This is a genomic window from Pseudomonas sp. MF6776, assembly GCF_016613125.1.
GTDB classification, from domain to species: Bacteria; Pseudomonadota; Gammaproteobacteria; order Pseudomonadales; family Pseudomonadaceae; genus Aquipseudomonas; species Aquipseudomonas iridis.
The window spans coordinates 33,180-59,864 of sequence record NZ_JAENSQ010000011.1 but is presented as its reverse complement, the minus strand read 5'-3'; the positions used below and the strand labels follow the sequence as shown (position 1 = coordinate 59,864).

Below are 26,685 nucleotides of genomic sequence, written 5' to 3'. Positions count from 1 at the left end.
AATGGATTCATCCTGAATGATTTTTGCTCATTTGAAGACGGGCGGCTACGAGCCTCAAGCTGCAAGCCACAAGCAGTTGGATTCTAGTCCGGAGGACGTACAGATGAGCAAAATTCTTGTAATTCATGCCAGCCCGCGTGGCGACCGTTCGCACTCGCGGCGTCTGGCGGAAGGTTTTCTCAGCGCTTGGCAGGTGCGTTATCCACAGGCCCAAGTGACTCGTCGTGAAGTCGGCCGGACGTTGATTCCGGCGGTCAACGAGGCCTTTGTCGCGGCGGCATTCCATCCCGAGCCCGAAGCTCGTTCGCTGTCGATGCAGGCTGATCTGGCGCTCAGCGATCAACTGGTCGGCGAGTTGTTCGATAACGACCTGCTGCTGATTTCCACGCCGATGTACAACTTCAGCGTGCCCAGCGGCCTCAAGGCCTGGGTCGATCAGATTGTGCGATTGGGCCTGACCTTCGATCACACGCTCGACAACGGTGTGGCCCAGTACACGCCGCTGTTGCAGGGCAAGAGGGCGTTGATCGTCACCAGTCGCGGCGGCTTCGGGTTCGGTCCGGGCGCAGAGCTGGAGGCACTGAATCACGCCGACCCATGGCTGCGCACGGCGCTGGGCTTCATCGGTATCAACGACGTCACGGTGGTCGCGGCCGAAGGCGAGGAGTCTGCCGAACGCACTTTCGCAGTATCGGTGGCCGAGGCGGAGCAGCGCCTGCTCGAACTCGCGAGGGAGTTCCAGGTGGCCTGATTGTGGCGGGGGTTGCAGGGCTGAAGTAGGCTGGACGCTGCGTTGTCATCATTACAGCGGATGCTTGGCGGGTGTTTTGCACGCCTTGCATCCACTCACCGACTACAAGGATGTTTGCCTATGTCGACGCGTTATCCATTGGTGCTGGTGCCGGGAATGCTCGGATTTATCCGGCTGGTGATTTATCCATATTGGTACGGGATCATCAAGGCGTTGCGCCGCGGTGGTGCAACCGTGATTGCGGTGCAGGTGTCGCCGCTCAATTCGACCGAGGTGCGTGGCGAGCAGTTGCTCGCGCGCATCGACGAGATTTTGCGTGAAACCGGGGCGCAGAAGGTCAACCTGTTTGGCCACAGTCAGGGCTCGTTGACGGCGCGTTACGCTGCAGCTAAACGTCCGGATCTGGTGGCGTCGGTCACTTCGGTGGCCGGGCCCAATCATGGTTCGGAACTGGCCGACTATCTGCACAAACACTATCCTGCAGACAGCGCCAAGGGTCGTATCCTCGAGGTGCTGCTGCGTGTTGTCGGCTGGCTGATGGCGTTGCTGGATACCGGTTATCACGGGCCGAAACTGCCGGTGGATATCCATGCCTCGCATCAATCGCTGACCACTGAAGGCGTGGCGCTGTTCAATCAGCGTTATCCACAGGGCCTGCCTGAAACCTGGGGCGGCCACGGGCCGGAAGAGGTCAACGGCGTTCGGTATTACTCGTGGTCAGGGACCTTGCAGCCGGGCAAGACGGATCGTGGCGGCAATTTGTTCGACGGGACCAATCGCAGCTGTCGGTTGTTTGCGAAAACCTTTGTCCGTGAGCCGGGGCAGTGCGACGGGATGGTCGGGCGTTACAGCTCGCACCTGGGCACGGTGATTGGCGACGACTATCCGCTGGATCACTTCGACATCGTCAACCAGTCGCTGGGGCTGGTGGGCAAGGGCGCGGATCCGGTGCGGCTGTTTGTCGAGCATGCGGCGCGTCTGAAAGCTGCCGGGCTTTAACTCACAACCGAGTCATCGTTCATCGCTGGCAAGCCAGCTCCCACAAGTGATGAGGTCGTTCACAAAAGTTGCGTTCGACACAAAAACTGTGGGAGCTGGCTTGCCAGCGATTGAGGCCAGATCAGGCAACGCTGAGTTTGCGGCCCAACACCGTCGTCCACCGCTCGGACAGAATCACCCCGCCCAACGTCAGCAAACCACCCACCAGGTGATACATCGCCAGTTGCTCCTTCAACACCAGCGCGGCAATCAGCGCGGTAATCAACGGCAGCAAGTTGAAGAACAACGTCGTCCGGCTCGGCCCCAGGCGCATTACCGCTTGCATCCACGCCAACGGCGCGAGCATCGAGGCCAGCAGGCACGCATACAACACCAGCGGAATATTCTGCAGCGTCAGCCCGGTTTTCGGTGAGGCGGCAAACAGCGGAAACAACACCACAATCGCCACCAGCACCTGCAGATACAGCAACACCAGCGGTGGCAGACGCAGCTGCCATTTCTTCAGCAACGTGCTGTAAATCGCATAGGCCAGCGTGGCGATCAGCATCATCGCATCGCCCAGGTTCACGCCGTGTTGCAGCAACGCGCCGAGGCTGCCCGACGACACCACTACCAGCACACCGGCAAACGACAGCACCGCGCCCACCAACGCACCGGCAGTCAGGCGCTGGCCGAGGCTGATGATTGCCATGGCCAGCGACATCAATGGCATCAGCGACAGGATGATGCCCATGTTGGTTGCCGTGGTCAGGGTCGCGGCGAAGTAGGCGAGGCTTTGATACACCGCCATGCCGAGCACGCCGAGGACGAAAATCTTGCCCAGGTTGGGGCGGATCTGCGGCCAATGCGCGATCACTTGTTTGAGCATGAACGGGGTGAACAGCAAACCGGCGAGCAGCCAGCGGTAGAAACCGATCTCGGCCGGGAAGATCGCGCCGACCGCGAGTTTGTTGATCACGGTGTTGCCGGCCCAGATAAAGATCGTCAGCAGGGGAAAAGCGTATTGCATGCGTTGAAACCAGTACGTTGATGAAACGTGATTATCCCCTGTCTGGATGCAGCCCTATACTTCGAACCAGACAACCTGCCACTGAAAGCGGACAGCATGAACAGTAAACACATCGATCTGCTCGACTTCAGCGAACTGCCGTCAGCGGTGTACTTCCGTTACGCCGATTTCAACGCCCATGAGTTTGCCGCGCCGCACCGTCACCCGTGGGGCACTTTGGAATACGCCGCTCACGGGGTGTTGCACATGGACGTCGACGGCAGTCGTTTCATGTCGCCGCCGCAATACGCAGTGTGGGTGCCACCGCAGGTCGAGCACAGTTTCTACAGTCATCAACCGGTCAATTACCGGGCGGTATGTCTCGATCCCAAGGTTTGCGCCGAGCTGCCGGCGCGGGCCTGTACGCTGGCGATCAGCGATATCCTCAAGGCGATCCTCAAGGACTTCGCCGCCCGTGACGTGAAGATTCCCGAACGGGAGGCTGATCAGCGTCTGGCTCAGGTGCTGGTCGATCAACTGCAACAGGCGCCGGTGCATGAGTGTTATCTGCCGTATGCAAGCAGCCCCGGACTGCTGGCGATTCTTGAGACCCTGCAAGCGGAGCCAGGCAACAACCAGCCGCTGGCGCACTGGGCGTTGCAGGTGCATGTCAGCGAGCGCACGTTGGCGCGGCAGTTTGTTCGAGAACTGGGGATGAGTTTCGGTGAGTGGCGCCAGCGCCTGCGTTATCTCGCGGCCATTGAAGCGCTGGAAACGCCGCGCAGCGTGCAGGAAATCGCTTTTGATCTCGGCTACAGCAGCGGCTCGGCGTTTATCGCCATGTTCGCGCGGCAGGCCGGCTGCACGCCGGAGCAGTACCGCCGCAGTCACCTGGAAGGCAGGAAGATGTAACAGGATTTGGCTACACTCCAGCGAAGGCCGCCTCCATCGAAGCGGCGACAAGGAGAAAACTCCATGAAGATGTTGCGTGTCCCTTTGTTGATGATTGGTTTGCTCCTGTGTTCCCAGGGTTTCGCCGCCACGGCGCAACAGAACAAGATGACCACCTGCAATGCCGATGCGACCGCCAAGAGTCTGAAAGGCGATGAGCGCAAAACCTTCATGAGCACTTGCCTCAAGGCAGCGCCAGCGGCCAATGACGCCAAGGCCCTGACCCCGCAGCAGCAGAAGATGACCACGTGCAACGCCGATGCGAAAACCAAAGCCCTGAGCGGCGATGCGCGCAAGGCATTCATGAGTGAGTGCCTGAAGAAAAAGTGATCCTCTGACCTTGTGGTGAGCGTGCCGGCCTCATCGCGGGCAAGCCCGCTCCCACAGGGTTTTGGTGGGCTCAGATAATTTGTGTACGACGCAATCACTGTGGGCTGGCTTGCCAGCGATGAGGCCAGATAGCCCCCTGAGCTTTTGACTCATGGCCCCGATCAGGCTTGCCCCAGCATATCCCTAGTGCTCCCCCTCGATCGCTGGCAGACTGCCCATCCTTTAACGCCGTTCGTTTTGAGGCTGTATGCCAACGTTTTCTGAGCGTCATGTTGTGTTCTGGGTCAGTTGCATCATCATTTTCGGCGGGTTGCTGCTCGTCCTGCCGCTGCGTTTGTTGCCCAGCCTGCTGGCCGGGTTGCTGGTATTCGAGCTGGTCAACATGCTCACCCCACAACTGCAACGGCTGATCGAAGGCCGGCGTGCCCGTTGGCTGGCGGTGGCACTGCTCGGTACGCTGGTGGTCAGTGCGCTGGCTTTGCTCTTCGCCGGGGCTATCAGTTTCCTCCTGCACGAGGCGGAGAATCCCGGCGCCTCTCTGGACAAATTCATGGGCGTGGTCGACCGTGCGCGCGGTCAATTACCGCCGTTCATCGACGCCTATTTGCCGGCCAGCGCCGCTGAATTTCGCGTGGCCATCGGCGAATGGATGAGCAAACACCTGTCCGATCTGCAACTGGTGGGCAAAGACGCGGCGCACATGTTCGTGACCTTGCTGATCGGCATGGTGCTCGGCGCGATCATAGCCTTGCAGCGCATACCGGACGTGACCAAGCGCAAACCGTTGGCCGCCGCACTGTTCGACCGTCTGCACCTGCTGGTTCAGGCTTTTCGCAACATTGTTTTCGCGCAGATCAAGATTTCTCTGCTGAACACGTTTTTCACCGGGATTTTCCTCGCGGTGGTCCTGCCGCTGTTCGGCATTCATCTGCCGCTGACCAAAACCCTGATCGTCCTGACCTTCCTGCTCGGCCTGTTGCCGGTGATCGGCAACCTGATATCGAACACGCTGATCACCATCGTCGGCCTGTCGCTGTCGATCTGGGTGGCGATGGCCGCACTGGGTTATCTGATTTTTATCCACAAGCTCGAATACTTCCTCAACGCGCGCATTGTCGGCGGGCAGATCAGTGCCAAGTCGTGGGAGTTGCTGCTGGCAATGCTGGTGTTCGAGGCCGCATTCGGCCTGCCGGGCGTAGTGGCGGGGCCGATTTATTATGCGTATCTGAAGAGTGAGTTGAAGCTCGGCGGAATGGTTTAAAACGGCAGCTTCGAGTTTTCAGCTGCAAGCTGCAAGTAAGGGCAAAAGCAGATGCGCTTTTGATCCTGCTTGCAGCTTGAAGCTCGCAACTTGCAGCTGGCGTTAAACGCCATACCGTTTACGGGCTTCAATCGCCAAGCCGCTGCCAATGCTGCCGAAGATGTTCCCCTCGACATGTCGCGCATTCGGCAACATCGCCGAAACACTGTTGCGCAGCGCCGGGATGCCGCTGGAACCACCGGTGAAGAACACCGTATCGACTTGATCGACGCGCACATTGGCGTCGTTCAGCAAATTCGTGACGCTGCCGCGCACCCGCTCCAGCAGCGCATCGATCGCTGATTCAAACAATGCTCGCGTCAGTTCCACACTCAACCCGGCTTCGATGCGGTCCAGCGGCACATGGCGGCTGTCGGCGTGGGTCAGCTCGATCTTGGTTTCCTCGACTTCCATCGCCAGCCAGTGCCCGGCGCGTTGTTCGATCAACTTGAACAGACGATCAATGCCGCCCGTGTCTTCGATGTCGTAGCGCATGCTGCCCAGCGCCAAACTCGATTTTTGCGAGTACACCGAGTTGATCGTGTGCCAGGTCGCCAGGTTCATGTGGTGGCTGGTCGGCATATAGGCGCCGCTCTTCATGCGGCTGCCGTAGCCGAACAGCGGCATCAGGCCCTGCAGACTCAGCTGTTTGTCGAAGTCGGTACCGCCGATGTGCACGCCGCCGGTGGCGAGGATGTCGTCGTGGCGGTTATCCACACCGCGACGCTCGGGCGACAGGCGGACCAGCGAGAAGTCGGATGTACCACCGCCGATGTCGACGATCAGGACCAGCTCTTCCTTTTCGATGGTCGACTCGTAGTCGAAGGCCGCAGCGATCGGTTCGAACTGGAACGAGACGTCTTTGAAACCAATCTTTTTCGCCACGTCCACCAACGTGTCTTCGGCTTCCTGGTCGGCCAGCGGATCGTCATCGACGAAAAACACCGGGCGGCCGAGCACCACTTGCTCGAATTCCCGACCGGCGGCGGTTTCGGCGCGGCTCTTCAATTGGCCGATGAACAGGCCGAGCAGGTCCTTGAACGGCATCGCCGTGCCGAGGACGCTGGTGTCGTGCTTGATCAGCTTGGAGCCGAGCAGGCTTTTCAGCGAGCGCATCAGGCGGCCTTCGTAGCCTTCCAGGTACTCGTGCAGCGCCAGGCGACCGTACACCGGGCGGCGCTCCTCGAAGTTGAAGAAGACCACCGACGGCAGGGTGATCTTGTCGTCTTCCAGCGCGATCATCGTTTCCATGCCGGGGCGCAGCCAGCCGACGGTGGAGTTGGACGTGCCGAAGTCGATGCCGCAGGCACGGGCTGGAGAGGCGTCTTTCATGTCTTTCGGTTCCGGTCAAAAAAACGGCCGCGCAGTGTATGTCAGTGCGCGGCAGATTCGTAGGCCGGTCATCTGCTATTTGATGACTAATCTCGCTTGAAACTCGCAGCTTTGCCCCAAACTTGCTGGCATGGGCCGGCAGATACACCGGCGGTCGCAAGAACCGCCGTCCACTGCCGATAAACTTCTGCAGCGCCACCCGGTCACAAACTTGAGATCGGTCAACCCGGCACGCGCGAATCGGCGCATGCTGCATGGGCGCGAAATCGATAACGGATGGTGATTCCTTCAATGGACTTCAAAGACTATTACAAGATACTCGGCGTGGAGCCGACAGCAGACGACAAGGCTATCAAGGCTGCCTATCGCAAGCTGGCGCGCAAGTACCACCCCGATGTCAGCAAGGAAAAAGACGCCGAGTCCAAATTCAAGGACGCGTCGGAAGCCTATGAAGCGCTGAAAAGCGCCGACAAACGCGCCGAATACGACGAGCTGCGCCGCTACGGCCAGCACGGTCAGCCGTTCCAGGGGCCACCGGGCTGGCAGAGCCGTGGCGGTTTTGGCGGCGGCGGTCAGGACACCGGCGACTTCTCGGACTTCTTCAGTTCGATCTTCGGCAATCGCGGCCCCGGTTTCGGTGGCGGTGACGGTCGGCAACAACGCAGTGCAGGGCGCCGAGGGCAAGACGTGGAAATGGAACTGCCGATCTTCCTCGAAGAAACCCTTTCGAACGAATCGAAAAAGGTCACCTTCCAGGTGCCGCAATACAACGCAGCGGGCCAGCACGTCAGCAACACCAGCAAAAGCCTGAACGTGAAGATCCCAGCGGGCGTGACCGACGGTGAGCGCATCCGCCTCAAGGGCCAGGGTGCACCGGGTGTGGGGGGGGGAGCGAGTGGCGACCTGTACCTGACCATCCGTCTGGCGCCGCACCCAAAATTTGATGTCGAAGGCGAGAACCTGATCATCACGCTGCCGTTGGCACCGTGGGAGTTGGCGCTGGGTGCCGAAGTGGCCGTGCCGACCCTGACCGGCAAGATCAACCTCAAGGTGCCGGCCGGCAGCCAGAACGGCCAGCGCATGCGCGCCAAGGGCCATGGTCTGAAAAACAAGGCCGGTGAGCGTGGTTATCTGTTCGTGCAGCTCAAAGCCGTCATGCCAAAGACCGCCGATGACGAGGTCAAGGCGCTGTGGCAGGAACTGGCGAAGAAAGCCGCTTTCAATCCGCGAGAGAACTTCTGAACCCGACGACGGAGTAGCCCATCATGAGCAGCCCCCTGATCGTTCAACTGGACATGGCAGAATTCTGTGAGGCGGCCGATTTGTCGGACGTCTACGTGATCGAAATCGTCGAACACGGCATCCTCGAACCTCAGGGCGCGCAGCCCCGGGAATGGCGCTTCACCGATTACGAACTGGCTTTGGCCAAACGCGCCGCCAAGCTGCGGCGCGATCTCGATCTGGAGTGGGAAGGCGTCGCACTGGCGCTTGACCTGCTCGAAGAGGTTCGTGAACTGCGCGCCGAGAACCTTATGCTCAAGCAGCGGTTGGGGCGACTGGTCGTCGAATAATCGAATCGCGCCTCGGTATGGGCGGGCGTAATTTTCCGTCAGCGAGCCACTTTCAGTATCGATTATTCGGTTTCATTTTTTCATCCGGGTGTGATTAAGTCGGCGCCGCGCATATGGATATGCGCGCCAGTGACACCGTTGATTACGAGCATTGCGGCTTTGCCGGTGCCGCCTCAACGGGCCACGACGCCAGATAACCTTTCAAGGATGAACAGCAATGCTCAAAAGACCCTCCCGCCGAGCGAGCGGCTCGGCCGATGTACACCCTCGCCCCGCCCAGACCACCGATGCACATTCGCGATCAGAACCGCCGCTACGTGTCGACGTCGGCTCATCGCACACCTTGCGTTCCTCATCCTCCAGAGAGCCCGTAACAGGCTCAGTCGACCCCGACCTGCCGACGGCGACTGCTTCGATCCGGGTCACAGAGATATTTACGCCAACGACCGACTCCGCCGCTGCATTGGGTGAGCGTCACCGACCGGTTATTGCGCAGTTCGGCCTGCCCGAGGCGGATGCCCAAGGGTTCCGGATGTTCAAGGATCGCCTGTACGTCGATTTGCCTGACGGCGTTCTGCAAATCGGTGTCGACCCGCAAACCGGGCGATACCGCGCCAAGAAACCGAGTGAGCGGATTCCCTCAGGTCCGGAGCTTGTGTTCGACCCTGTCAGCAAGTTCTGGGTCCCTTCCACGCTGAAACGAGCGTCCGGCCAGGCTGAGGCGGCAACGAACAAGTCGACCAGGGAGCCTGATACGGGTCGATCTGATGACGAGTTCGAGCTGGCTTCCGAATCGATGCTGATCGCGCACTTCACTGAGCGGGAGCTGGTGGGCATGAGGCGCGAAGAGCACTACTCCGCCGACACCAACACGCTGGGTTCCTACGACCGCATCAACAATGGCAAGTACCCGTTCAGAGACCGTTTTGGCAGGCCTGTGCGCATTCGCAAGCTTGAGCGCGAAGTCGTTCTGGAATCAGGCGAGCGCTACACGTCCGAGCAGATCAAGCCCTATATCAAGTTTCAGGGATATGAGCAGGTCGCCAGGTTGTACGAAGAAAAGTTGCAGTGGCGGCGGTTCACCGAAGCGGATGTAAAGGTCCCCGGCGAGGCTGCGCTGATCGGACAATCCATGGTGGTTGCCAACAGACGCATCGCCAGTGGCGAGTTGATCGGTGTTTACGGCGGCACATTACGCCCAGGACGGTTCCTGCAGCCCAACGAGCTGACGTTCGCCATGTCTGTCTCCGACAATACGCTTAAGGCCAGCGTAGCCATCCCCGGAATGCATGTCGCCGGGGACAACATCATCTCCAGAATCAACACCTGTTTTATTTACGATGCCGCTGGCAAGCCCATCGCGCAGGCGCGCGATGGCTATAACCTTCAGGTGGTCGGCTTCACGGTCGAGGCTGACCTGTTGATGGGCGACAAACCGAACCGCAACAAATACTCGTTGAATGCATTCTTTGCGACGCAGGATATTGCGGCCGGAACGGAATTGCGCTGGGACTACAACTACTCTGATGAAGCGATGAAGCTGCTCTTCCCATAACGAGCGACTGAGGCGCGCCATGTGCTTGGGGAGGTGTCGAGCTTTCCACCTCCCGAAGACAGGTCGCGATCAGAACAGAAAGTAACGCTGCGCCATCGGCAGGGTTTCTGCTGGTTCACACCACAACAACACACCGTCGGCCTTGACCTGATAGGTCTGTGGATCGACATCGATGTTCGGCAAGTAATCGTTGTGGATCAGATCGGTTTTCTGCACATCGCGGCAACCTTTGACCACCGCGATTTTCTTCTTCAGTCCCAGTTGTTCCGGCAACCCGGCTTCCTGCGCCGCCTGACTGATAAACGTCATGCTGGTGGCGTGCAGCGAGCCGCCATAACTGGCGAACATCGGCCGGTAGTGCACGGGTTGCGGCGTAGGAATCGAGGCGTTGGCGTCGCCCATCAGGCTTGCCGCAATGGCGCCGCCCTTGAGAATCAACGTCGGTTTCACGCCGAAAAACGCCGGACGCCAAAGCACCAGATCCGCCCATTTCCCCACTTCGATGGAGCCCACTTCATGGCTGATGCCATGGGTGATCGCCGGGTTGATCGTGTATTTGGCGATGTAGCGTTTGGCGCGGAAGTTGTCGTTGCCGGCGCCGTCCTGTGGCAGCGGGCCGCGCTGCTTTTTCATCTTGTCGGCAGTCTGCCAGGTGCGCGTGATGACTTCGCCGACGCGACCCATGGCCTGGCTGTCGGAGCTGATCATCGAGAACGCGCCGAGGTCGTGGAGAATGTCTTCGGCGGCAATGGTTTCGCGGCGAATGCGGCTCTCGGCGAACGCCACGTCTTCGGCAATGCTTGGGTCGAGGTGGTGGCAGACCATCAGCATGTCGAGGTGTTCGTCGATGGTATTGCGGGTGAACGGTCGGGTCGGATTGGTCGAGCTGGGCAGCACGTTGGCGAAACCGCAGGCCTTGATGATGTCCGGTGCATGGCCGCCCCCGGCACCTTCGGTGTGATAGGTGTGGATGGTGCGGCCCTTGAACGCGCCGAGGGTGGTTTCGACAAAACCGGATTCGTTGAGCGTGTCGGTGTGGATCGCCACCTGCACGTCGTACTGATCGGCGACGTTCAGGCAGTTATCGATGCTCGCCGGGGTGGTGCCCCAGTCTTCGTGCAGCTTGAGGCCGATGGCACCGGCCTTGACCTGCTCGATCAACGGCTCCGGCAGGCTGGCGTTGCCCTTGCCGGTGAGGCCGATGTTCATCGGGAACGCGTCGGCGGCCTGAAGCATGCGCGCCAGATGCCAAGGCCCGGAAGTGCAGGTCGTGGCGTTGGTGCCGGTGGCCGGGCCAGTGCCGCCGCCGATCATGGTGGTGACGCCACTCATCAGCGCTTCTTCGATCTGCTGCGGGCAGATGAAGTGGATGTGCGTGTCGATGCCGCCCGCGGTGAGGATCATGCCTTCACCGGCAATGACTTCGGTGCTGGCGCCGATGGCGATGGTCACGTTGGGCTGCACGTCCGGGTTGCCGGCCTTGCCGATTGCGGCGATGCGCCCATCCTTGAGGCCGACGTCAGCTTTGACGATGCCCCAGTGATCGATGATCAGCGCGTTGGTGATCAGCGTGTCGACGACTTCGGCGGCCAGCAGTTGGCTTTGGCCCTGACCGTCGCGGATGACTTTGCCGCCACCGAATTTCACTTCTTCGCCGTAGGTGGTGAAGTCCTGTTCGACTTCGATCCACAGTTCGGTGTCGGCCAGGCGCACCTTGTCGCCGACGGTGGGGCCGAACATGTCGGCGTAGGCTTGGCGGGAGATCTTCATTTCCTCGTTCCTCGGAACTGAGCTGCAAGCTTCAAGCTGCAAGCCTCAAGTAAAAGCGAATGTGCGAGCGCCACAAGACTGCTTTTTCTTGCAGCTTGCGGCTTGCAGCTTGAAGCTGCCTTTTTAGAGTTCACCCATGATCCGCCCGGCAAAACCGAACACCCGCCGATGCCCGGCGTAATCCACCAGCTCGACTTCCCGGCTCTGCCCCGGCTCAAAGCGCACCGCCGTGCCCGCCGGGATGTTCAGGCGCATGCCACGGCTGGCCGCGCGATCAAACGTCAGGGCGTCGTTGGTTTCGAAAAAGTGATAGTGCGAGCCGACCTGGATCGGCCGATCGCCGCTGTTGGCGACTTTCAGGCTGAGGGTGCGGCGGCCGACGTTGAGTTCAATGTCGCCGGGCTGGATCTGGTATTCGCCAGGAATCATCACTGGGCTCCTTGCAGAATTTTGTAATAGAGGGCGGTCGGTCGATACGTGCCGTGCGGGTCGCAGGCGTAGTCGGGGATGGCCCCGGCGCGGGTGTAACCCAGGGCTTTATAGAAATCTTCAGCCGGCGAACCCGCTTCTGTATCGAGGTAGAGCATGCCGCGCTTGTGCTTGGGCGCTTCGAGCTCCAGCGCACTCATCAATTGCTGACCGAGGCCGCGACGACGGGCGTGTTCGCGCACCAACAATTTCTGCACCTCGGCACGGTTCAGGCCATTGGCCTTTTGGCACAGACCCAACTGCACACTGGCCAGCACTTGCTCGTCGTTGACCACCACCCAAAGCAACACGCTGCCCTTGTTGATGTTGTCTTGCACCTCATCGAAATAGGCGCGGGCCTGCGCGGCATCGAGGTCGGCCATGAAGCCGACACTGGCGCCATACCCCACGGCATCAAGCAGCAGATCGATCAGTCCCTGACGATAATGCGCAAAACTTTCAGCGTTGACGCGGCGCAGTTGGGCGGCGTTCATCGGTGTCACTCCTTGTTGGTGTCGGGCGGCTCCGCGCCAGGGTTGAGGGTCAGTTGCATGAAGGTCAGGTCCAGCCAACGGCCGAACTTGGTACCGACTTGCGGCATCTGCCCGGTGACGAGGAAACCGGCGCGCTCGTGCAATCGAATGGAGGCGGCGTTGCCGCTTTCGATGGCAGCGACCATGACGTGTTTGCCGCAGGTTTTTGCGCGTTCGATCAGTGCCGTCATCAGTTGCGGACCGAGGCCGTTGCCGCGTTGGTCGCTGCGCACGTAAACCGAATGCTCGACGGTGTGGCGAAAGCCGTCGAAGGGCCGCCAGTCACCGAACGAAGCGTAGCCGAGCACCGTGTTGTCGCTGTCGACGATCACCAGAATCGGGTAAGCCTGAGCCTGGCGTGCGGCGAACCACGCTTGCCGGTTGCCGAGGTCGACGGCCGATTCGTTCCAGATCGCCGTGGTGTTGAGCACCGCGTCGTTGTAGATATCGCGGATCGCCGGCAGGTCGGCGTGGAGGGCATCGCGAATGGCGTAAGTCATGGCGCGGCCTCAGACAATCGGTTGGTGGACGGTGACCAGTTTGGTGCCGTCGGGGAACGTTGCCTCAACCTGAATCTCCGGGATCATTTCCGGGATGCCTTCCATCACTTGATCGCGGCTGAGCAGGGTGGTGCCGAAGTGCATCAGCTCGGCCACGGTGCGGCCGTCACGGGCGCCTTCGAGCAGGGCTGCGGAGATGTAGGCCATGGCTTCCGGGTAGTTGAGCTTCACGCCGCGAGCCAAACGCCGCTCGGCGACGAGGCCGGCGGTGAAGATCAGCAGCTTGTCTTTTTCGCGTGGGGTCAGGTCCATTGTGGGGTTCCATCAGGGCAGATTGAAAAGAGTCGGGACTGTTGGCACAGATCCCTGTGGGAGCGAGCCTGCTCGCGAATACGGACTCATATTCAGCACATGTGTTGGCTGACACAGCGCTTTCGCGAGCAGGCTCGCTCCCACATTGAATTGCATTTCAGGTGTTCCAGATTCGCGGCGGCTGGGCGTCGCGGCCTAGCAAGGCTGGGCGCAGCAAGCGCCATAAATCGATCAGCCAAGCACGCGCGAGCAGAGCTTCAGACCCCAGACACCGAGCGACCAATAGCCCCGGCAGCTGAGTCAGATCCCCACGTACCTCGTGGTCCAACGAGCGGCAACGCTCAAGCAATTCAGCATCGATTTCACCGGTCACCAACAACGTCGCAAACACCGGTTGCCCGTCCAGCCCGATCGGCGAGTCGAGCAAACCGTCACCGCCGACAATGCGCTGACGTTCATGCCAGAGCAATCGACCATCACGACGAATATCCAGATGACTCTGAAAATGGCCCAGATCAAAGCGCTCGCCACTGGCCGGACGACCCAGCGCGACCACGTCCCAGTAGAACAACCGTGCATCGCCTTCAAGATCAATCGACGTCGTCAGTTCAGCCTGCGCGGCGCTGTAGACGATAGTCTCTTGCGGCAACCATTCCAGCGTCGCCCCGGCAGCAACCTTCAGATCCAGCTGCTGATACGCAGGACCTGCCGCGCGGTACCACTTGGCCGCGCCGGGGCTGGTGATCTGCGCCCAGGCGTGTTGTTCGACGCGGGCGCTGATGTTCAGCCGATCGCCGCCGGCGATCCCGCCGGGCGGGTGGACGATGATGTGTTGGCACACTTCAGGACCTTCGGCGTACAGATGCTTTTGCACCCGCAGCGGGCCGAGGTGACGGCGCATGACCGGGCGCGTGCAATCGCCGAAGCGTGCGTAGGCCAGCTCCAGCTCAGCGTGCCAGCTCGGGGTAAACAGGGCAGTGGAAATGGGTAAATTCATGGTTTGTAATTATCGTTAGGAAGCTACAGGTTAGATCGTATCGTTAAATCGTGACTAGCCCGCGCACACCTTCGGCCTCCATATTTTCGCCGCGACCCTGTTGCACGATCTCGCCCCGGGACATCACCAGGTACTGATCGGCCAGCTCCGCGGCGAAATCGTAGAACTGCTCCACCAGCAGAATCGCCATGTCGCCACGCGCCGCCAACTTCTTGATCACCGCACCGATCTCCTTGATCACCGACGGCTGAATGCCTTCGGTGGGCTCGTCGAGGATCAGCAGGCGCGGACGGCTGGCCAGTGCTCTGCCGATGGCAAGCTGCTGTTGCTGCCCGCCGGACAAGTCGCCGCCGCGACGCTGTTTCATCTGCAGCAGCACCGGAAACAATTCGTAGATGAACGCAGGAACTTCCCTGGCTTCGCTGCCGGGGAACCGCGAAAGGCCCATCAGCAGATTTTCCTCCACCGTCAGCCGGCCGAAGATCTCGCGACCCTGGGGCACGTAGGCAATTCCGGCGTGGACCCGTTGGTGCGGTTTGAACGTGGTGATGGGTTTGCCTTCCCAATTTACCGCGCCTTCTTTCGCCGGCAGCAGGCCCATCAGGCATTTGAGCAGCGTGGTCTTGCCTACGCCGTTGCGCCCGAGCAGGCAGGTAACTTCGCCGACCTTCACGTCAAAGCTCAGGCCACGCAGGATGTGACTACCACCGTAATACTGGTGCAGCTTTTCGACTTGCAGCATGTCCAAATTCCTTCTGTTCTACGCAGAACCCTGTGGGAGCGAGCCTGCTCGCGAAGGCGGCATGACATTCAGCCATTTCAGCGCCTGATGCACCGCTTTCGCGAGCAGGCTCGCTCCCACAGGTTTTGTATTCGCAAACCTTAGCGGCCGAGGTAGACCTCGATCACCCGCTCGTTTTCCTGCACCTGCTCAAGCGATCCTTCCGCCAACACGCTGCCCTGGTGCAACACCGTCACGTGGTCGGCAATCGAGCCGACAAACCCCATGTCATGCTCCACCACCATCAGAGAATGCTTGCCGGCCAGGCGCTTGAACAGTTCTGCCGTGAACTCGGTTTCGGCATCGGTCATGCCCGCCACCGGTTCATCGAGCAGCAGCAGTTGCGGGTCCTGCATCAGCAACATGCCGATTTCCAGAAACTGTTTCTGCCCGTGGGACAACAACCCGGCCTGACGATTGACCGAGGTGGTCAGGCGAATGGTGTCCAGCACTTCGCTGATGCGATCACGTTGTTCGCCGCTCAAGCGCGCACGCAAACTGGCCCACACCGATTTGTCGGTTTTCTGCGCCAGTTCAAGGTTTTCAAACACACTCAGCGCTTCGAACACCGTGGGTTTCTGAAATTTGCGACCGATGCCGGCCTGAGCGATCTGCACTTCGCTCATCTGTGTCAGGTCCAGGGTTTCGCCGAACCAGGCTTTGCCGTGGCTGGGACGGGTCTTGCCGGTGATCACGTCCATCAACGTGGTTTTGCCTGCGCCGTTGGGGCCGATGATGCAGCGCAATTCGCCGACGCCGATGTACAGGTTGAGATTGTTCAGTGCGCGAAAGCCATCGAAGCTGACGCTGATGTCTTCCAGGGTCAGGATCGTCCCATGGCGGGTATCGAGGCCCGGGCCGACGCTTTGGCCGAGGCCGATGGAATCGCGGCTGGTGCCGGCATCCTTGTTCGGCTCGACGGGAAAGAAGGCGGGTTCAAGCATGAATTCTGCGCTGGCTGTGACTCTCATGATTCACCTCGTTTTTTCAGCAGACCGATCACGCCTTTGGGCAAATACAGGGTCACGATGATGAACAGCGCACCGAGGAAGAACAGCCAGTATTCAGGGAACGCCACGGTGAACCAGCTCTTCATGCCATTGACCACGCCAGCGCCCAGCAACGGGCCGATCAAGGTGCCGCGTCCGCCGAGGGCGACCCACACTGCCGCTTCAATCGAGTTGGTCGGCGACATTTCACTCGGGTTGATGATCCCGACTTGCGGCACGTACAACGCACCGGCCAAGCCGCACAGCACCGCGCTCAACACCCAGACAAACAGCTTGAAACCGCGGGGGTCATAGCCGCAGAACATCAGACGGTTTTCCGCATCACGCAGCGCGGTGAGCACCCGACCGAACTTGCTGCGCGCCAGACGCCAGCCGATAAACAGACTCGCCACCAGCAACAGAACCGTCGCCAGAAACAGCACGGCGCGAGTGCCCGGCTCAGTGATGCCGAAACCCAGAATCGTGCGGAAATTGGTGAAGCCGTTGTTGCCACCAAACCCGGTCTCGTTGCGGAAAAACAGGAGCATGCCGGCGAAGGTCAGGGCCTGGGTCATGATCGAGAAATACACGCCTTTGATCCGCGAGCGGAAGGCAAAAAAGCCGAACACCAGCGCCAGCAATCCCGGCGCCAGCACCACCAGACACATGGCCCAGAGGAAGCTGCTGGTGCCGGTCCAGTACCACGGCAATTCGCTCCACGACAGGAAGGTCATGAACGCCGGCAGGCCATCGCCGGCAGCCTGACGCATCAGGTACATGCCCATCGCATAACCGCCGAGGGCGAAGAACAGCCCGTGGCCCAGCGACAGCAAACCGGCGTACCCCCAGACCAGATCCAGCGCCAGAGCGACGATGGCGTAGCAGAGGATTTTGCCGACCAGCGTCAGGGTGTACGCCGAGACATGCAGCGCATTGTCCGGCGATAACAGTGACAGCAGCGGCAGGGCGATCAGCAGTGCGAGGATCACACCACCCACCGCAATCGTGATTTTCGGGCCGGCCTTTTGCGTGGCCGTAACGAGCAGGGGCTGGTTCATCAGTCGATCACCCGTCCTTTCAATGCGAAGAGGCCTTGCGGACGTTTCTGGATGAACAGAATGATCAACGCGAGGATCAGGATCTTGCCGAGCACCGCACCGATCTGCGGTTCAAGAATCTTGTTGGCGATGCCCAGGCCGAATGCCGCGAGTACGCTACCGGCCAACTGGCCAACACCGCCGAGCACCACCACCAGGAACGAGTCGATGATGTAGCTCTGGCCCAGATCCGGGCCGACGTTGCCGATCTGGCTCAGCGCCACGCCGCCGAGTCCGGCGATACCGGAACCGAGGCCGAAGGCGAGCATGTCGACGCGACCGGTGGGCACGCCGCAGCAGGCGGCCATGTTGCGGTTCTGCGTGACCGCGCGAACGTTGAGGCCCAGGCGTGTCTTGTTCAGCAGCAGCCAGGTGAGGACAACCACAAACAACGCGAAAGCGATGATGACGATGCGGTTGTACGGCAGCACCAGATTGGGCAGCACCTGAATCCCGCCGGACAGCCACTCGGGGTTGGCCACTTCGACGTTCTGCGCACCGAACAGCAAACGCACCAACTGAATCAGCATCAGGCTGATGCCCCAGGTGGCGAGCAGGGTTTCCAGCGGTCGGCCGTAGAGATGACGAATCACCGTTCGCTCCAGCGCCATGCCAATGGCGGCGGTGACGAAAAACGCCACCGGCAGTGCGATCAGCGGATAGAACTCGATGGCCTGCGGGGCGTAGCGCTGGAACATCAACTGCACCACATACGTGGAGTACGCGCCGAGCATCAGCATCTCGCCGTGGGCCATGTTGATCACGCCGAGCAGGCCGAACGTGATCGCCAGACCCAGTGCCGCAAGCAGCAGAATCGAACCCAGCGACATGCCGCTGAACGCCTGCCCGAGCACTTCGCCGATCAGCAGTTTGCGTTTGACCTGGGCGAGGCTGGTTTCCGCGGCGGTGCGCACGCCGGCATCGGTTTCGACGCCGGGTTCGAGCAAACCTTCGAGGCGAGTACGCGCCAGTGGGTCGCCGGTTTCACCGAGCAGCCGCACTGCGGCGAGTCGCACTGCCGGATCACTGTCGACCAGTTGCAGATTGGCCAGCGCCAGGCTCAGGGCCGCGTGGACACTTTCATCTTTTTCGCCAGCCAGTTGCTGGTCGAGGAATTTCAGCTGCGCCGGTTTGGCGCTTTTCTGCAATTGCTGCGCGGCGCTCAGACGGATTTTGGCGTCGGCGGCGAGCAATTGGTGGCTGGCCAGAGCGGTGTCGATCAGACCCCGCAGGCGATTGTTCAGGCGCAGGGTTTTCGGTTGGCCGTCGACGGTCAACTCGCCTTGTTGCAGCGCGTTGATCAGTTCGATACGGGCCGGGTCGGGCTGCGCGGCCCAGGTTTCCAGCAGTTTGGCTTGTTGCATGGGATTGGCGGCGACGAAGTCTTCGGCGTCGCCGGCAAAGGCAGCCATCGGCAACAGCAGTGCGATGGCACAGATGAATCGGTAGAGGGCAGTGGGCATAGTCAGTCGCCTTGACGCGGACATTGTGGGAGCGAGCCTGCTCGCGAAAGCGTTCTGTCAGTCACATCAATGTTGGATGTGCCGACGTCTTCGCGAGCAGGCTCGCTCCCACAGGGAATTGCGTCAGCCTTGCGTCAGGCGCAAGACCGACATCCAGTGACTCAGTTGCTCTTCACCGCATAATCCGGCTTCTTGTCGTTGCCATCGATAAACGGACTCCACGGTTGCGCCCGAATCGGCCCCTCGGTCTGCCACACCACGTTGAACTGACCGTCGGCCTGAATCTCGCCGATCATCACCGGTTTGTGCAGGTGGTGATTGGTCTTGTCCATGGTCAGGGTGTAGCCCGACGGTGCGGCAAAAGTCTGGCCGGCGAGGGCTTCGCGGACTTTGTCGACGTCGGTGGATTTGGCTTTCTCTGCGGCCTGCGCCCACATGTGGATGCCGACGTAAGTGGCTTCCATCGGGTCGTTGGTCACCGCTTTGTCAGCACCCGGCAGGTTGTGTTTCTTCGCGTAGGCTTTCCAGTCGGCGACGAATTTCTTGTTCGCCGGGTTCTCCACCGACTCGAAGTAGTTCCACGCGGCGAGGTTGCCCACCAGCGGTTTGGTGTCGATACCGCGCAATTCTTCTTCGCCTACCGAGAACGCCACCACCGGTACATCGGTAGCTTTCAGGCCCTGGTTGGCCAGTTCTTTATAGAACGGCACGTTGGAGTCGCCGTTGACGGTCGAGATCACCGCAGTCTTGCCGCCGGCCGAGAATTTCTTGATGTTGGCAACAATGGTTTGATAGTCGCTGTGTCCGAACGGGGTGTAGACCTCTTCGATGTCCTTGTCGGCGACGCCTTTGGAATGCAGGAAAGAACGCAGGATCTTGTTGGTGGTGCGCGGGTAGACGTAATCGGTGCCGAGCAGGAAGTAGCGCTTGGCGCTGCCACCTTCTTCGCTCATCAGATATTCAACAGCGGGGATGGCCTGCTGGTTCGGCGCGGCGCCGGTGTAGAACACGTTCGGCGACATCTCTTCGCCTTCGTATTGCACCGGGTAGAACAGCAGACCGTTGAGTTCTTCGAACACCGGCAGCACCGATTTACGCGACACCGAGGTCCAGCAGCCGAACACCACCGCAACCTTGTCCTGGGTCAGCAACTGTCGGCCCTTTTCCGCAAACAGCGGCCAGTTCGAGGCCGGGTCGACCACCACCGGTTCGAGCATCTTGCCGTTCACGCCGCCCTTGGCGTTGATCTCGTCGATGGTCATCAGCGCCATGTCTTTGAGCGACGTTTCGGAGATCGCCATGGTCCCGGACAACGAATGCAGAATCCCGACCTTGATGGTCTCGGCTGCCTGGACAGTCCAGGTCATGCCCATCGCGGCAATGGATGCCGTGAGTGTGAAAGCCTTGATCAAACTGCGACGCTTCATTGTGCGATCTCCATGAACGTTAAAGTTTTTTATGGTTGGCAGATGCGGACGACTGAAGGGTGTTTTGCAAGGGCTGTGCCCAAAAAGGGAATGGCGTGATCTTGAGGATGCAGGCCCGTAAGCCGGCGGACACCGCACTAAAAACAGGCAGGATGGCCACACGAGTGCAGGGCCTTGCGCGCAAATGGTGCTGTGCGTAAGAAAAGGCCTCACGCACAAGAATGGTTACACAACCAATAATTATGTAATGCAAATCACGAGGGGCGTGCGCGCACAGTCACTGATTCGATATCCCGATTTTACTCGCAGGATTTTTATCATGGACGATGTACCAGGCCGGATCGACCGTGCCGCCAATCCCCCCGGAAAGCCGAAGTTACCGCAAGTGGGCCCGGCTTTTTTAACGCAGGAAGATGCCGCTTATTGGGCTCACCGCAAAATTCCACTCAAGCCGGACAGGGAATATGGCAGCGTAATCCTGCAGCGACCCGATGGCGGATTTGTCGCCACTGTGCCGATCGCGGGGGAGGTTACCCGTTTCGATTTCGGCACTGTTATCGAAGTCGACGCAAAGGGAAGTTACGTTCATCCCAACGGTTATAAATGTGTCGCGAATTTGCATTGCCACGCGGCGCTTCACGACAAGATCCGCGAGCACAATCCGAAGTGGGACGAATTGCTGGTCAGGTTATTCATCAGCTTTTTTTCTGATCTCGATTTTGTGGCTGATGTGGCTGCACGGGATTTTTTTCCCGCCGCCTACCTCTCCGGTCCCGACGGGACGTTGCTCAAGTATTCCCCCAGCGGCTCGAGCGCTGAGCACAGTTATTACCTTTGGCGTCGGGCGGGTTCGCCCACCGGCAATCCGGTGGGTACCTATGACGTGATGAGTATCATCAACAAGGTTGCATCGGTGGGGGAGCTCAAGGTCATTGCCTCGAATGCAGACTGGGGCAATTCCGTCGGCCGCGTGCCAGCGGACTGGAAAGCCGGGCAGTCCTTTTCTGGAGGGACAGTGTCGGACTTTCCCCTCATGACCCGGGTTTGTGTCAGTGCCGAAGGGGCGGTTCGTGCCGCGCTCAAGACTGTTGACGCACAGACTTCAGGTCTGGTGCTCAAGAGCCTGACAGATGAAAAATACGTGGCGACCCATCCGCGTCCGGCGGGGCTGGCGGCGTGGGATCCGGAAAATTGGTTCCCTCCCGGATCCGACGGGCAATTAAAGCTGCCCAAAGGCTATGCGCTGGAGGGTTTTTACTTCGCTTCACGTCCCCGTCCCGAGGAGTTTCCGCCTTCCCAGCACTGGCTCTACGAGAATTTCTTCACCCCGCAGGAGATGGCCGATGCCATCGCCAGCCGCGCCAAGGCCGAACGATTGGCCGCGTCGGGCCAACCTCTGTCGCTGTACATGCAGGCAAAAGATGACGCGTTGTTGAAGTACACCTTCAGCGGCAGTCAGGTCGAGACCGCGCTTGGCGTCAAGGGAACTGACGGGGCGGGCCTGCAAGCCAGACTTCGCAGTGGCTCTCTGCGCACGCGGGAGTTCGTCTCTGTCGTGATTCTCGCCGGAAGCCTGCAGGTGTTGCGCGGAAGTGCCCTGTGGGCGCGACTCGGTCCAGTGGATATCGACTGGACGCCGTTTGCGAACTTCTCCTGGCCAATATTGAGCCGTGCATTTTTAACGGCCGACGACGCCGTTAGATATGCCCATGAGCAGATTGGCCAGCGGCGCGAGCACACGTACGCAGGCTATGTTTTTCAGCGCGAAGACAAACGCTTCGTGGTGACCGAACCGCTCGAAGGTGACATCGCTGTCATCAGCCGCGGTGAGCTTTATCCCTGCGACACCAAGGGCAATCCGGTTTTCCCTGACGATCATGTTCTGTATGCCCGTTATGTGTCTCACAAAGCACTCTCGCAGCTTGAGCCCACGGATTTGCTGGTACGCCGATGGAGCCGGCAGGATGCTGCTTTGAGTCTGCAAATGGTCAGCGTCGAGGAAGCGCGACAGGTCTTTCTGGATAACATCCCGCTGTATGTGTCCGCCGCGCAGAATGGGCTGGTCATGTTCGTGCCCGACCAGACTGCAATGGCCCAGGACCTGGCCCGACGTTTGGGCACTGCAAAACATCCCGGTGCACTGGCCCGTTCGCTGGCGACTGGCGAAACCCTGCCGCAGGCGTTCATCAAGGAGCAAGCGTCGGCCGGTCGCTTGACGGTACTGCTCAACAGTGAGCTATGGGGAGAGCGAGGGCAGATAACGCCTGACTGGATTTCGCCTGCCGCGCCTTGGGCGTGGAAGCGTCCCGAGCACGTCGCCTTCGGCGCGGTCTGGGCGTCGGCCGATGAGGCCGCGCAGGAACGCTATGCTCGTGACACGCGTCTGCATGACTCCGAGCGTGCCTGGTTCGGATTTATCCTCAAGCACAAGGATCGCGAGGAATACGTCGCCACGGAGATGTTTCCCGTCGGCGAGTCCAGAAACAACGTGTTCCAGCTACAAAGCATGTTTGCTCGACAACTGGCACCGCCGTGGTACCAGTTCCCCGAAGGCTTCGATCGGCACGCGTTTTTTTATTCGCGCCAACGAGTGAAACATTCGCTGAGCGATCCCCGCTCCTGGTTGGCGCAGTACTTCATCCCGCCAGAAGACATCGCCATCGCAACGTATTACACCCAACGCCGTTCCGTGGTGGAGTCCAATAAAGGCATCCCTCTGTATATGTCGACCCAAGACGGCGCCTTGCTGAAATATGAACGAAGCAGTAGCAGTCGGCTGTTCGACGCCGCCGCACCGAATCTCGACCTGACCCTGGAATTCATCAATAGAAATCTGAAGCAGGGCAAGTTGCTGCCCGAGGAGTTTGTCCGGATTGTTGCCGGCAGTGGCCAACTCAACGTTCTTCGTACGAGCCTGTGCTGGAATGGAGCGGGCCGCGTTGATGCAGACTGGAGGCCCTGGATGAATCTTGAGCGGCGGTGGCTCGGCCCGGTTTTTCAGAGCCCAGGCGACGCGGCAGTCCATGCCCGCTCGCAAATACCCGCTTTTGCGAAAAAGACCCACGGCGGCCTGATCCTGAAAAGACCTGATGGGTTATACGTGGCCACTGTACCGATCGAAGTTTCCCGAGAGGATTTCGACGTTACTGAGATCTACCCCGAAAGCAGCAAGACCACGGGGCTGTTTCCCGCCGGCTGCCAGGTCATGGCGCGATATCGATCCCGCATCGGCAGGGGCGTGTCAGTCTTGCTTTCGTCAGTCGAGAAACAGGCGTATCTGAACATGCTATCGGTGGATACCCTCTTCACGGCGCTCACGCAGGCTTCGATCGACGCACTGGACGAGTACCTGTTCAACCCCGACGGTTCGCTCGTTTGCTACCAGTGCGGAGTACTCGATCGCGTTCGCGCGCATATCGCCAGTTTGTTGAAAGACTACAAGGGGCTGCCCGCCGATCTCGACGCCAAGGCAATCAAACAGTTCATCCGCACCGGAGAATTGAAATCGGGAGATTGGATCGACTCATTGGCCAAGGCCGGCAATCTGCGAGTCATCGTCGGCAGTCAGTTATGGGGTGCTCCACGAGCCGTGACCCATTGGACGGCATTTTCCGCAGATTCGCTTGCGCCGACGCAGTACCGCAAAGCCCTCAACGCGCCAGTATGCAGTCCGCTGTTCATCCAGGCAGATGCAGCCGCCCGCTACGTTCATGAAGCCGGGCTGAGCCGAAACAACCAGACCTTTGGCTTCATCCTCCGTCCCGCGGAAGGTTCGTTCATGGCCAGTGTGCCCGTCGAGGTTCAACGTTCGTCGTTAGCGCTGGATCGGGTATTCCAGAACGGCCAGCTGCCTGCCGGTTTTGAGCTGGACTCGATCTGTATTCGCGCAGCGCTGCCACCTCTGGGCTCGGGTTTTGATGACGTCCGGCATGTATTCGTCATGCCCACTGACGTGCAGCAGGCACGCGCCAGGGCCGACGCTCCCCACGGGTACAAACCCGTTTACTTCTCCTGCGCCGATGGCGCGCTGCTCAAGCTGTCACTGCATTCGTACGAGCCCGGAACCTTCTTCGACCGGCTCGGCCAGATTGAATTGCGGCCCAACTCGTTTGCTACGCCGGAACAAGCCGCGAACGATGAGCGTGACATTGCCAGCGGGACATTCAATTTCACCGATTACGTTCGGCGCATGGCCAGGGCCGGTACGCTGGAGGTTATCGAAACCAGTGAACACTGGTCCCGCCATGGCGTACTGGGTGATGACTGGCAGCCTCGCATGAGCGACGTGTCCAGCGCTGATAGATGGATAGGCAACCACTCTCCGGCGCTGGGGCCGATTTTTCATCATGCCGATGACGCCGCACGCCATGCAGGCACGAAAGCGGGTCGCGAGCCGGTCTTGGGTATCGGTTACGAGGGGGCGATTCTCGTAACGTCTGCGGCCAACCGGTTTGTCCCGCTGGAACCGATTGCCTACTCGGCTAATGGGGACAGTCCGCTGAACCGGATATTCCGCGCTCCCGGCGATCCGGCGACCAATTTGCGCAATCCGGAACCACGCTATCCTGCAGGCTATACCTTTGTCGCCAGCCACCAGTTCCATCTGTCAGGGAACACCACACTCGGCGGTGACGCTGACGAAGTCCATGCGAATTTCGCCGCGCCCGCCCTCTTGTACGCGCATACGCATGAATTGAAAAAACAGGGTTTTGCGATTCTGGATTACTACTATTCAAGCCCTGGCGGTGTGCTGCTCAAATACACCCCCGTCTATAAGGACGAGGAGCGAGATCTGCTGTTGACCCGAACGGTGGCATTCGAAGGCGGGCGGTGGATCAGTCGATTGAGCCCCGGCGAATTCATTTCCAGGCTCAGCGAACTTGGTGAATTAAGGGTACTGGTAGCAGGCTATTACTGGAGGCAGACCGGTCGCATCGCAAACCACTGGAGAACCCATCGCCAGCAACCGCCGAGCGCCGGACTGACCCGCAGCCATGACGAACTCTGATTACGGCTGAGCGCGCAATGCTGAATCTCTGATGGGCTGCCACAAGTTGCGATTGTTTGATTCAGTGTCAGGATCAAACAATCGCCGCCCATGGCAACGCCATCAGGGAGAGGCTCAGAGAACGGTCAGTTAACCGAATCCGCGGTTTGCTGACTGAGCCGTGCGATAAAAAACTTATCCAACAACCACACCACCACCAGCGAAGCCCCCACCAGCGGAAAGATCACCGCCAGCGCAAGCATGATCACCACGCCGGTTTTCCATTTCGGCAGGTCATGACGCAGCGGTGGCACGCCGAACTTGCCCTGTGGGCGACGTTTCCACCAGATCACCACGCCGCTGACGGCGCTGAGCAGAATCATCAGGCAGATCAGCAGCACGACGATCTGGTTGAAGGTGCCGAACATCTTGCCTTCGTGCAGCATCACGCCGATTTCCGTGGCTCGCGCGACCGTGCCGTAATGCTCGAAACGCACGTCGGCGAGCACCTTGCCGGTGTACTGATCGACATGCAGCGTGGCGTCGTTGCGTGGGTCGTCGGCAAACACGGCGATGGTGAACACACCGGTCGCGGTGGTGGGCAGGGTGATGCTGTAGCCCGGTTCGACTTTGCGTTCAGAGGCGATGTTCTGCACATCTTGCAGGCTGATGCTCGGCGCGGCCGGGCCGGCCGGGGCAGCGCCGTGGGCCATGTGTTCGGCGTGGTCGCCGGACATTGGCATCGGCGTGTTTTCCATCGCCCATGGCACGGTCTGGCGCGTGGCGCTGTTGAGGCTGCGGGCCTCGACGTCGGAGGTCGGCACGTTTTCCCACATCGCCGCCGGGAACACGTTCCACACCTGCGCGTATTGCTTGCCCCAGAAACCGGTCCAGGTCATGCCGCTGAGCAGCATCACCAGCAGCAGTGTCGCGCCCCAGAACCCGGTGACCGCATGCAGATCACGCCACAGTACGCGGCCGCGACTGTTCAGGCGTGGCCACAGAATCCCCGCCGCCTGACCGCGCGGCCACCACAGGAAAAGCCCCGACACCACCAGCACCACGCCCCAACCGGCGGCCATTTCGATCAGTCGGTCACCGACGGTGCCGATCATCAACTCGCCGTGGATGGCGCGGGCGATGGCTTGCAGATTCTGCTTGGCATCCTGTTCGCCGAGGATGTCGCCGTGGTACGGATCGACGAATACGTTCAGCTCCTGCCCGGCATTGGTCACGACAAATTGCGCGCTGCGCTCGGGGTTGACCGGTGGCAGGTACTGAGTGATCTGGCCTTGGGGATAAGCACTTTTGACCCGCTGCAGCAGGTCATCGGCGGGCACGGTGTGATGACCGGCCGGGACGTTGAGCAGACTGCTGTACATCAGCGAATCGAGTTGCGGTTTGAACAGGTAAATGATGCCGGTCAGGGCCAGCATCACCATGAATGGCGCGACGAACAATCCGGCATAAAAATGCCAACGCCAGGCCAGGTTGTAGAAATTCGGTTTGGGCTTTTGCATCACGTTTGCTCCGCTTGGCGAATCATTTTTCAAGATCAAAAGATCGCAGGCTGCGCCAGCTCCT

At 60.0% G+C, this 26,685-nt stretch carries 23 protein-coding genes; 9 read left to right on the top strand and 14 right to left on the bottom strand.

Annotated elements, in window-relative coordinates; all coding sequences use genetic code 11:
• Window positions 1-103 precede the first annotated feature (103 nt).
• Complete coding sequence (locus tag JJD74_RS14805) at window positions 104-751, top strand: FMN-dependent NADH-azoreductase (RefSeq protein WP_200615048.1); 648 nt, start codon at window positions 104-106, stop codon at window positions 749-751.
• A 120-nt stretch (window positions 752-871) separates the two neighbouring features.
• Window positions 872-1,750 (top strand): esterase/lipase family protein, encoded by an 879-nt coding sequence (locus tag JJD74_RS14800; protein ID WP_200615046.1) that lies wholly within the window; start codon window positions 872-874, stop codon window positions 1,748-1,750.
• A 121-nt stretch (window positions 1,751-1,871) separates the two neighbouring features.
• On the opposite strand, the gene JJD74_RS14795 is transcribed toward JJD74_RS14800, so the two are convergent.
• On the bottom strand, window positions 1,872-2,759 hold the full coding sequence (locus tag JJD74_RS14795) for a DMT family transporter (RefSeq protein WP_200615044.1): 888 nt from the start codon (window positions 2,757-2,759) through the stop codon (window positions 1,872-1,874).
• Window positions 2,760-2,855: 96 nt separating this feature from the next.
• Here JJD74_RS14795 and JJD74_RS14790 point away from each other — a divergent pair, with 96 nt between their 5' ends.
• The 3 genes from JJD74_RS14790 (at window position 2,856) to JJD74_RS14780 (ending at window position 5,280) form a co-directional block, all read left to right on the top strand.
• Window positions 2,856-3,650, top strand: coding sequence for an AraC family transcriptional regulator (locus JJD74_RS14790; RefSeq protein WP_042557432.1), 795 nt, complete (start codon window positions 2,856-2,858; stop codon window positions 3,648-3,650).
• A 63-nt stretch (window positions 3,651-3,713) separates the two neighbouring features.
• Window positions 3,714-4,019, top strand: coding sequence for a PsiF family protein (locus JJD74_RS14785; protein WP_042557433.1), 306 nt, complete (start codon window positions 3,714-3,716; stop codon window positions 4,017-4,019).
• Between the two features lie 247 nt (window positions 4,020-4,266).
• Entirely contained in the window at window positions 4,267-5,280 is a 1,014-nt protein-coding gene (locus tag JJD74_RS14780) for an AI-2E family transporter (RefSeq protein ID WP_042557434.1), read from the top strand.
• A gap of 102 nt (window positions 5,281-5,382) precedes the next feature.
• Here the strand turns inward: JJD74_RS14780 and JJD74_RS14775 are convergent, their stop codons facing one another.
• Window positions 5,383-6,651 carry an Hsp70 family protein gene (locus JJD74_RS14775; RefSeq protein ID WP_200615042.1) on the bottom strand — a complete coding sequence of 423 codons (1,269 nt, stop codon included), beginning with the start codon at window positions 6,649-6,651 and terminating at the stop codon, window positions 5,383-5,385.
• 291 nt (window positions 6,652-6,942) lie between these two features.
• On the opposite strand from JJD74_RS14775, the gene JJD74_RS14770 reads away from it, so the two are divergent.
• From JJD74_RS14770 to JJD74_RS14760, 3 genes are all read left to right on the top strand, one after another.
• The gene (locus tag JJD74_RS14770; protein ID WP_042557436.1) at window positions 6,943-7,893 is read left to right on the top strand and encodes a DnaJ C-terminal domain-containing protein; all 951 of its coding nucleotides are present in this window, start codon (window positions 6,943-6,945) and stop codon (window positions 7,891-7,893) included.
• A 23-nt stretch (window positions 7,894-7,916) separates the two neighbouring features.
• Window positions 7,917-8,222 (top strand): chaperone modulator CbpM, encoded by a 306-nt coding sequence (locus tag JJD74_RS14765; protein WP_042557437.1) that lies wholly within the window; start codon window positions 7,917-7,919, stop codon window positions 8,220-8,222.
• Between the two features lie 217 nt (window positions 8,223-8,439).
• A complete protein-coding gene (locus JJD74_RS14760) occupies window positions 8,440-9,777 on the top strand; it encodes a hypothetical protein (RefSeq protein WP_200615040.1) in 1,338 nt (445 codons plus the stop codon).
• A gap of 69 nt (window positions 9,778-9,846) precedes the next feature.
• Here the strand turns inward: JJD74_RS14760 and ureC are convergent, their stop codons facing one another.
• The 11 genes from ureC to urtA all read right to left on the bottom strand — a co-directional run bounded on the left by ureC (window position 9,847) and on the right by urtA (window position 20,114).
• On the bottom strand, window positions 9,847-11,547 hold the full coding sequence (ureC, locus tag JJD74_RS14755) for an urease subunit alpha (RefSeq protein WP_042557439.1): 1,701 nt from the start codon (window positions 11,545-11,547) through the stop codon (window positions 9,847-9,849).
• Window positions 11,548-11,670: 123 nt separating this feature from the next.
• Entirely contained in the window at window positions 11,671-11,976 is a 306-nt protein-coding gene (locus tag JJD74_RS14750) for an urease subunit beta (RefSeq protein ID WP_042557440.1), read from the bottom strand.
• The gene (locus JJD74_RS14745; RefSeq protein ID WP_200615038.1) at window positions 11,976-12,509 is read right to left on the bottom strand and encodes a GNAT family N-acetyltransferase; all 534 of its coding nucleotides are present in this window, start codon (window positions 12,507-12,509) and stop codon (window positions 11,976-11,978) included. Before JJD74_RS14745 ends, JJD74_RS14750 begins: the two co-directional genes overlap by 1 nt.
• A gap of 5 nt (window positions 12,510-12,514) precedes the next feature.
• Window positions 12,515-13,048 carry a GNAT family N-acetyltransferase gene (locus tag JJD74_RS14740; protein ID WP_200615035.1) on the bottom strand — a complete coding sequence of 178 codons (534 nt, stop codon included), beginning with the start codon at window positions 13,046-13,048 and terminating at the stop codon, window positions 12,515-12,517.
• A 9-nt stretch (window positions 13,049-13,057) separates the two neighbouring features.
• Window positions 13,058-13,360, bottom strand: coding sequence for an urease subunit gamma (gene ureA / locus JJD74_RS14735; protein WP_042557443.1), 303 nt, complete (start codon window positions 13,358-13,360; stop codon window positions 13,058-13,060).
• Window positions 13,361-13,517: 157 nt separating this feature from the next.
• Entirely contained in the window at window positions 13,518-14,357 is an 840-nt protein-coding gene (locus JJD74_RS14730) for an urease accessory protein UreD (protein ID WP_200615033.1), read from the bottom strand.
• A 43-nt stretch (window positions 14,358-14,400) separates the two neighbouring features.
• Entirely contained in the window at window positions 14,401-15,099 is a 699-nt protein-coding gene (gene urtE / locus JJD74_RS14725) for an urea ABC transporter ATP-binding subunit UrtE (protein WP_042557445.1), read from the bottom strand.
• Window positions 15,100-15,239: 140 nt separating this feature from the next.
• The gene (gene urtD, locus JJD74_RS14720; protein WP_200615031.1) at window positions 15,240-16,109 is read right to left on the bottom strand and encodes an urea ABC transporter ATP-binding protein UrtD; all 870 of its coding nucleotides are present in this window, start codon (window positions 16,107-16,109) and stop codon (window positions 15,240-15,242) included.
• On the bottom strand, window positions 16,106-17,185 hold the full coding sequence (gene urtC, locus JJD74_RS14715) for an urea ABC transporter permease subunit UrtC (protein WP_042557447.1): 1,080 nt from the start codon (window positions 17,183-17,185) through the stop codon (window positions 16,106-16,108). The genes urtD and urtC overlap by 4 nt, the downstream gene beginning before the upstream one ends.
• Window positions 17,185-18,687 carry an urea ABC transporter permease subunit UrtB gene (gene urtB, locus JJD74_RS14710; RefSeq protein ID WP_115145909.1) on the bottom strand — a complete coding sequence of 501 codons (1,503 nt, stop codon included), beginning with the start codon at window positions 18,685-18,687 and terminating at the stop codon, window positions 17,185-17,187. The genes urtC and urtB overlap by 1 nt, the downstream gene beginning before the upstream one ends.
• 161 nt (window positions 18,688-18,848) lie before the next feature.
• Complete coding sequence (gene urtA / locus JJD74_RS14705) at window positions 18,849-20,114, bottom strand: urea ABC transporter substrate-binding protein (RefSeq protein ID WP_042557449.1); 1,266 nt, start codon at window positions 20,112-20,114, stop codon at window positions 18,849-18,851.
• A gap of 319 nt (window positions 20,115-20,433) precedes the next feature.
• Here urtA and JJD74_RS14700 point away from each other — a divergent pair, with 319 nt between their 5' ends.
• Window positions 20,434-25,122: a DUF4329 domain-containing protein gene (locus JJD74_RS14700; protein ID WP_200615023.1), complete on the top strand. Its 4,689-nt coding sequence runs from the start codon at window positions 20,434-20,436 to the stop codon at window positions 25,120-25,122.
• Window positions 25,123-25,247: 125 nt separating this feature from the next.
• On the opposite strand, the gene JJD74_RS14695 is transcribed toward JJD74_RS14700, so the two are convergent.
• On the bottom strand, window positions 25,248-26,621 hold the full coding sequence (locus JJD74_RS14695) for a PepSY-associated TM helix domain-containing protein (protein WP_047299524.1): 1,374 nt from the start codon (window positions 26,619-26,621) through the stop codon (window positions 25,248-25,250).
• Window positions 26,622-26,685: the final 64 nt, after the last annotated feature.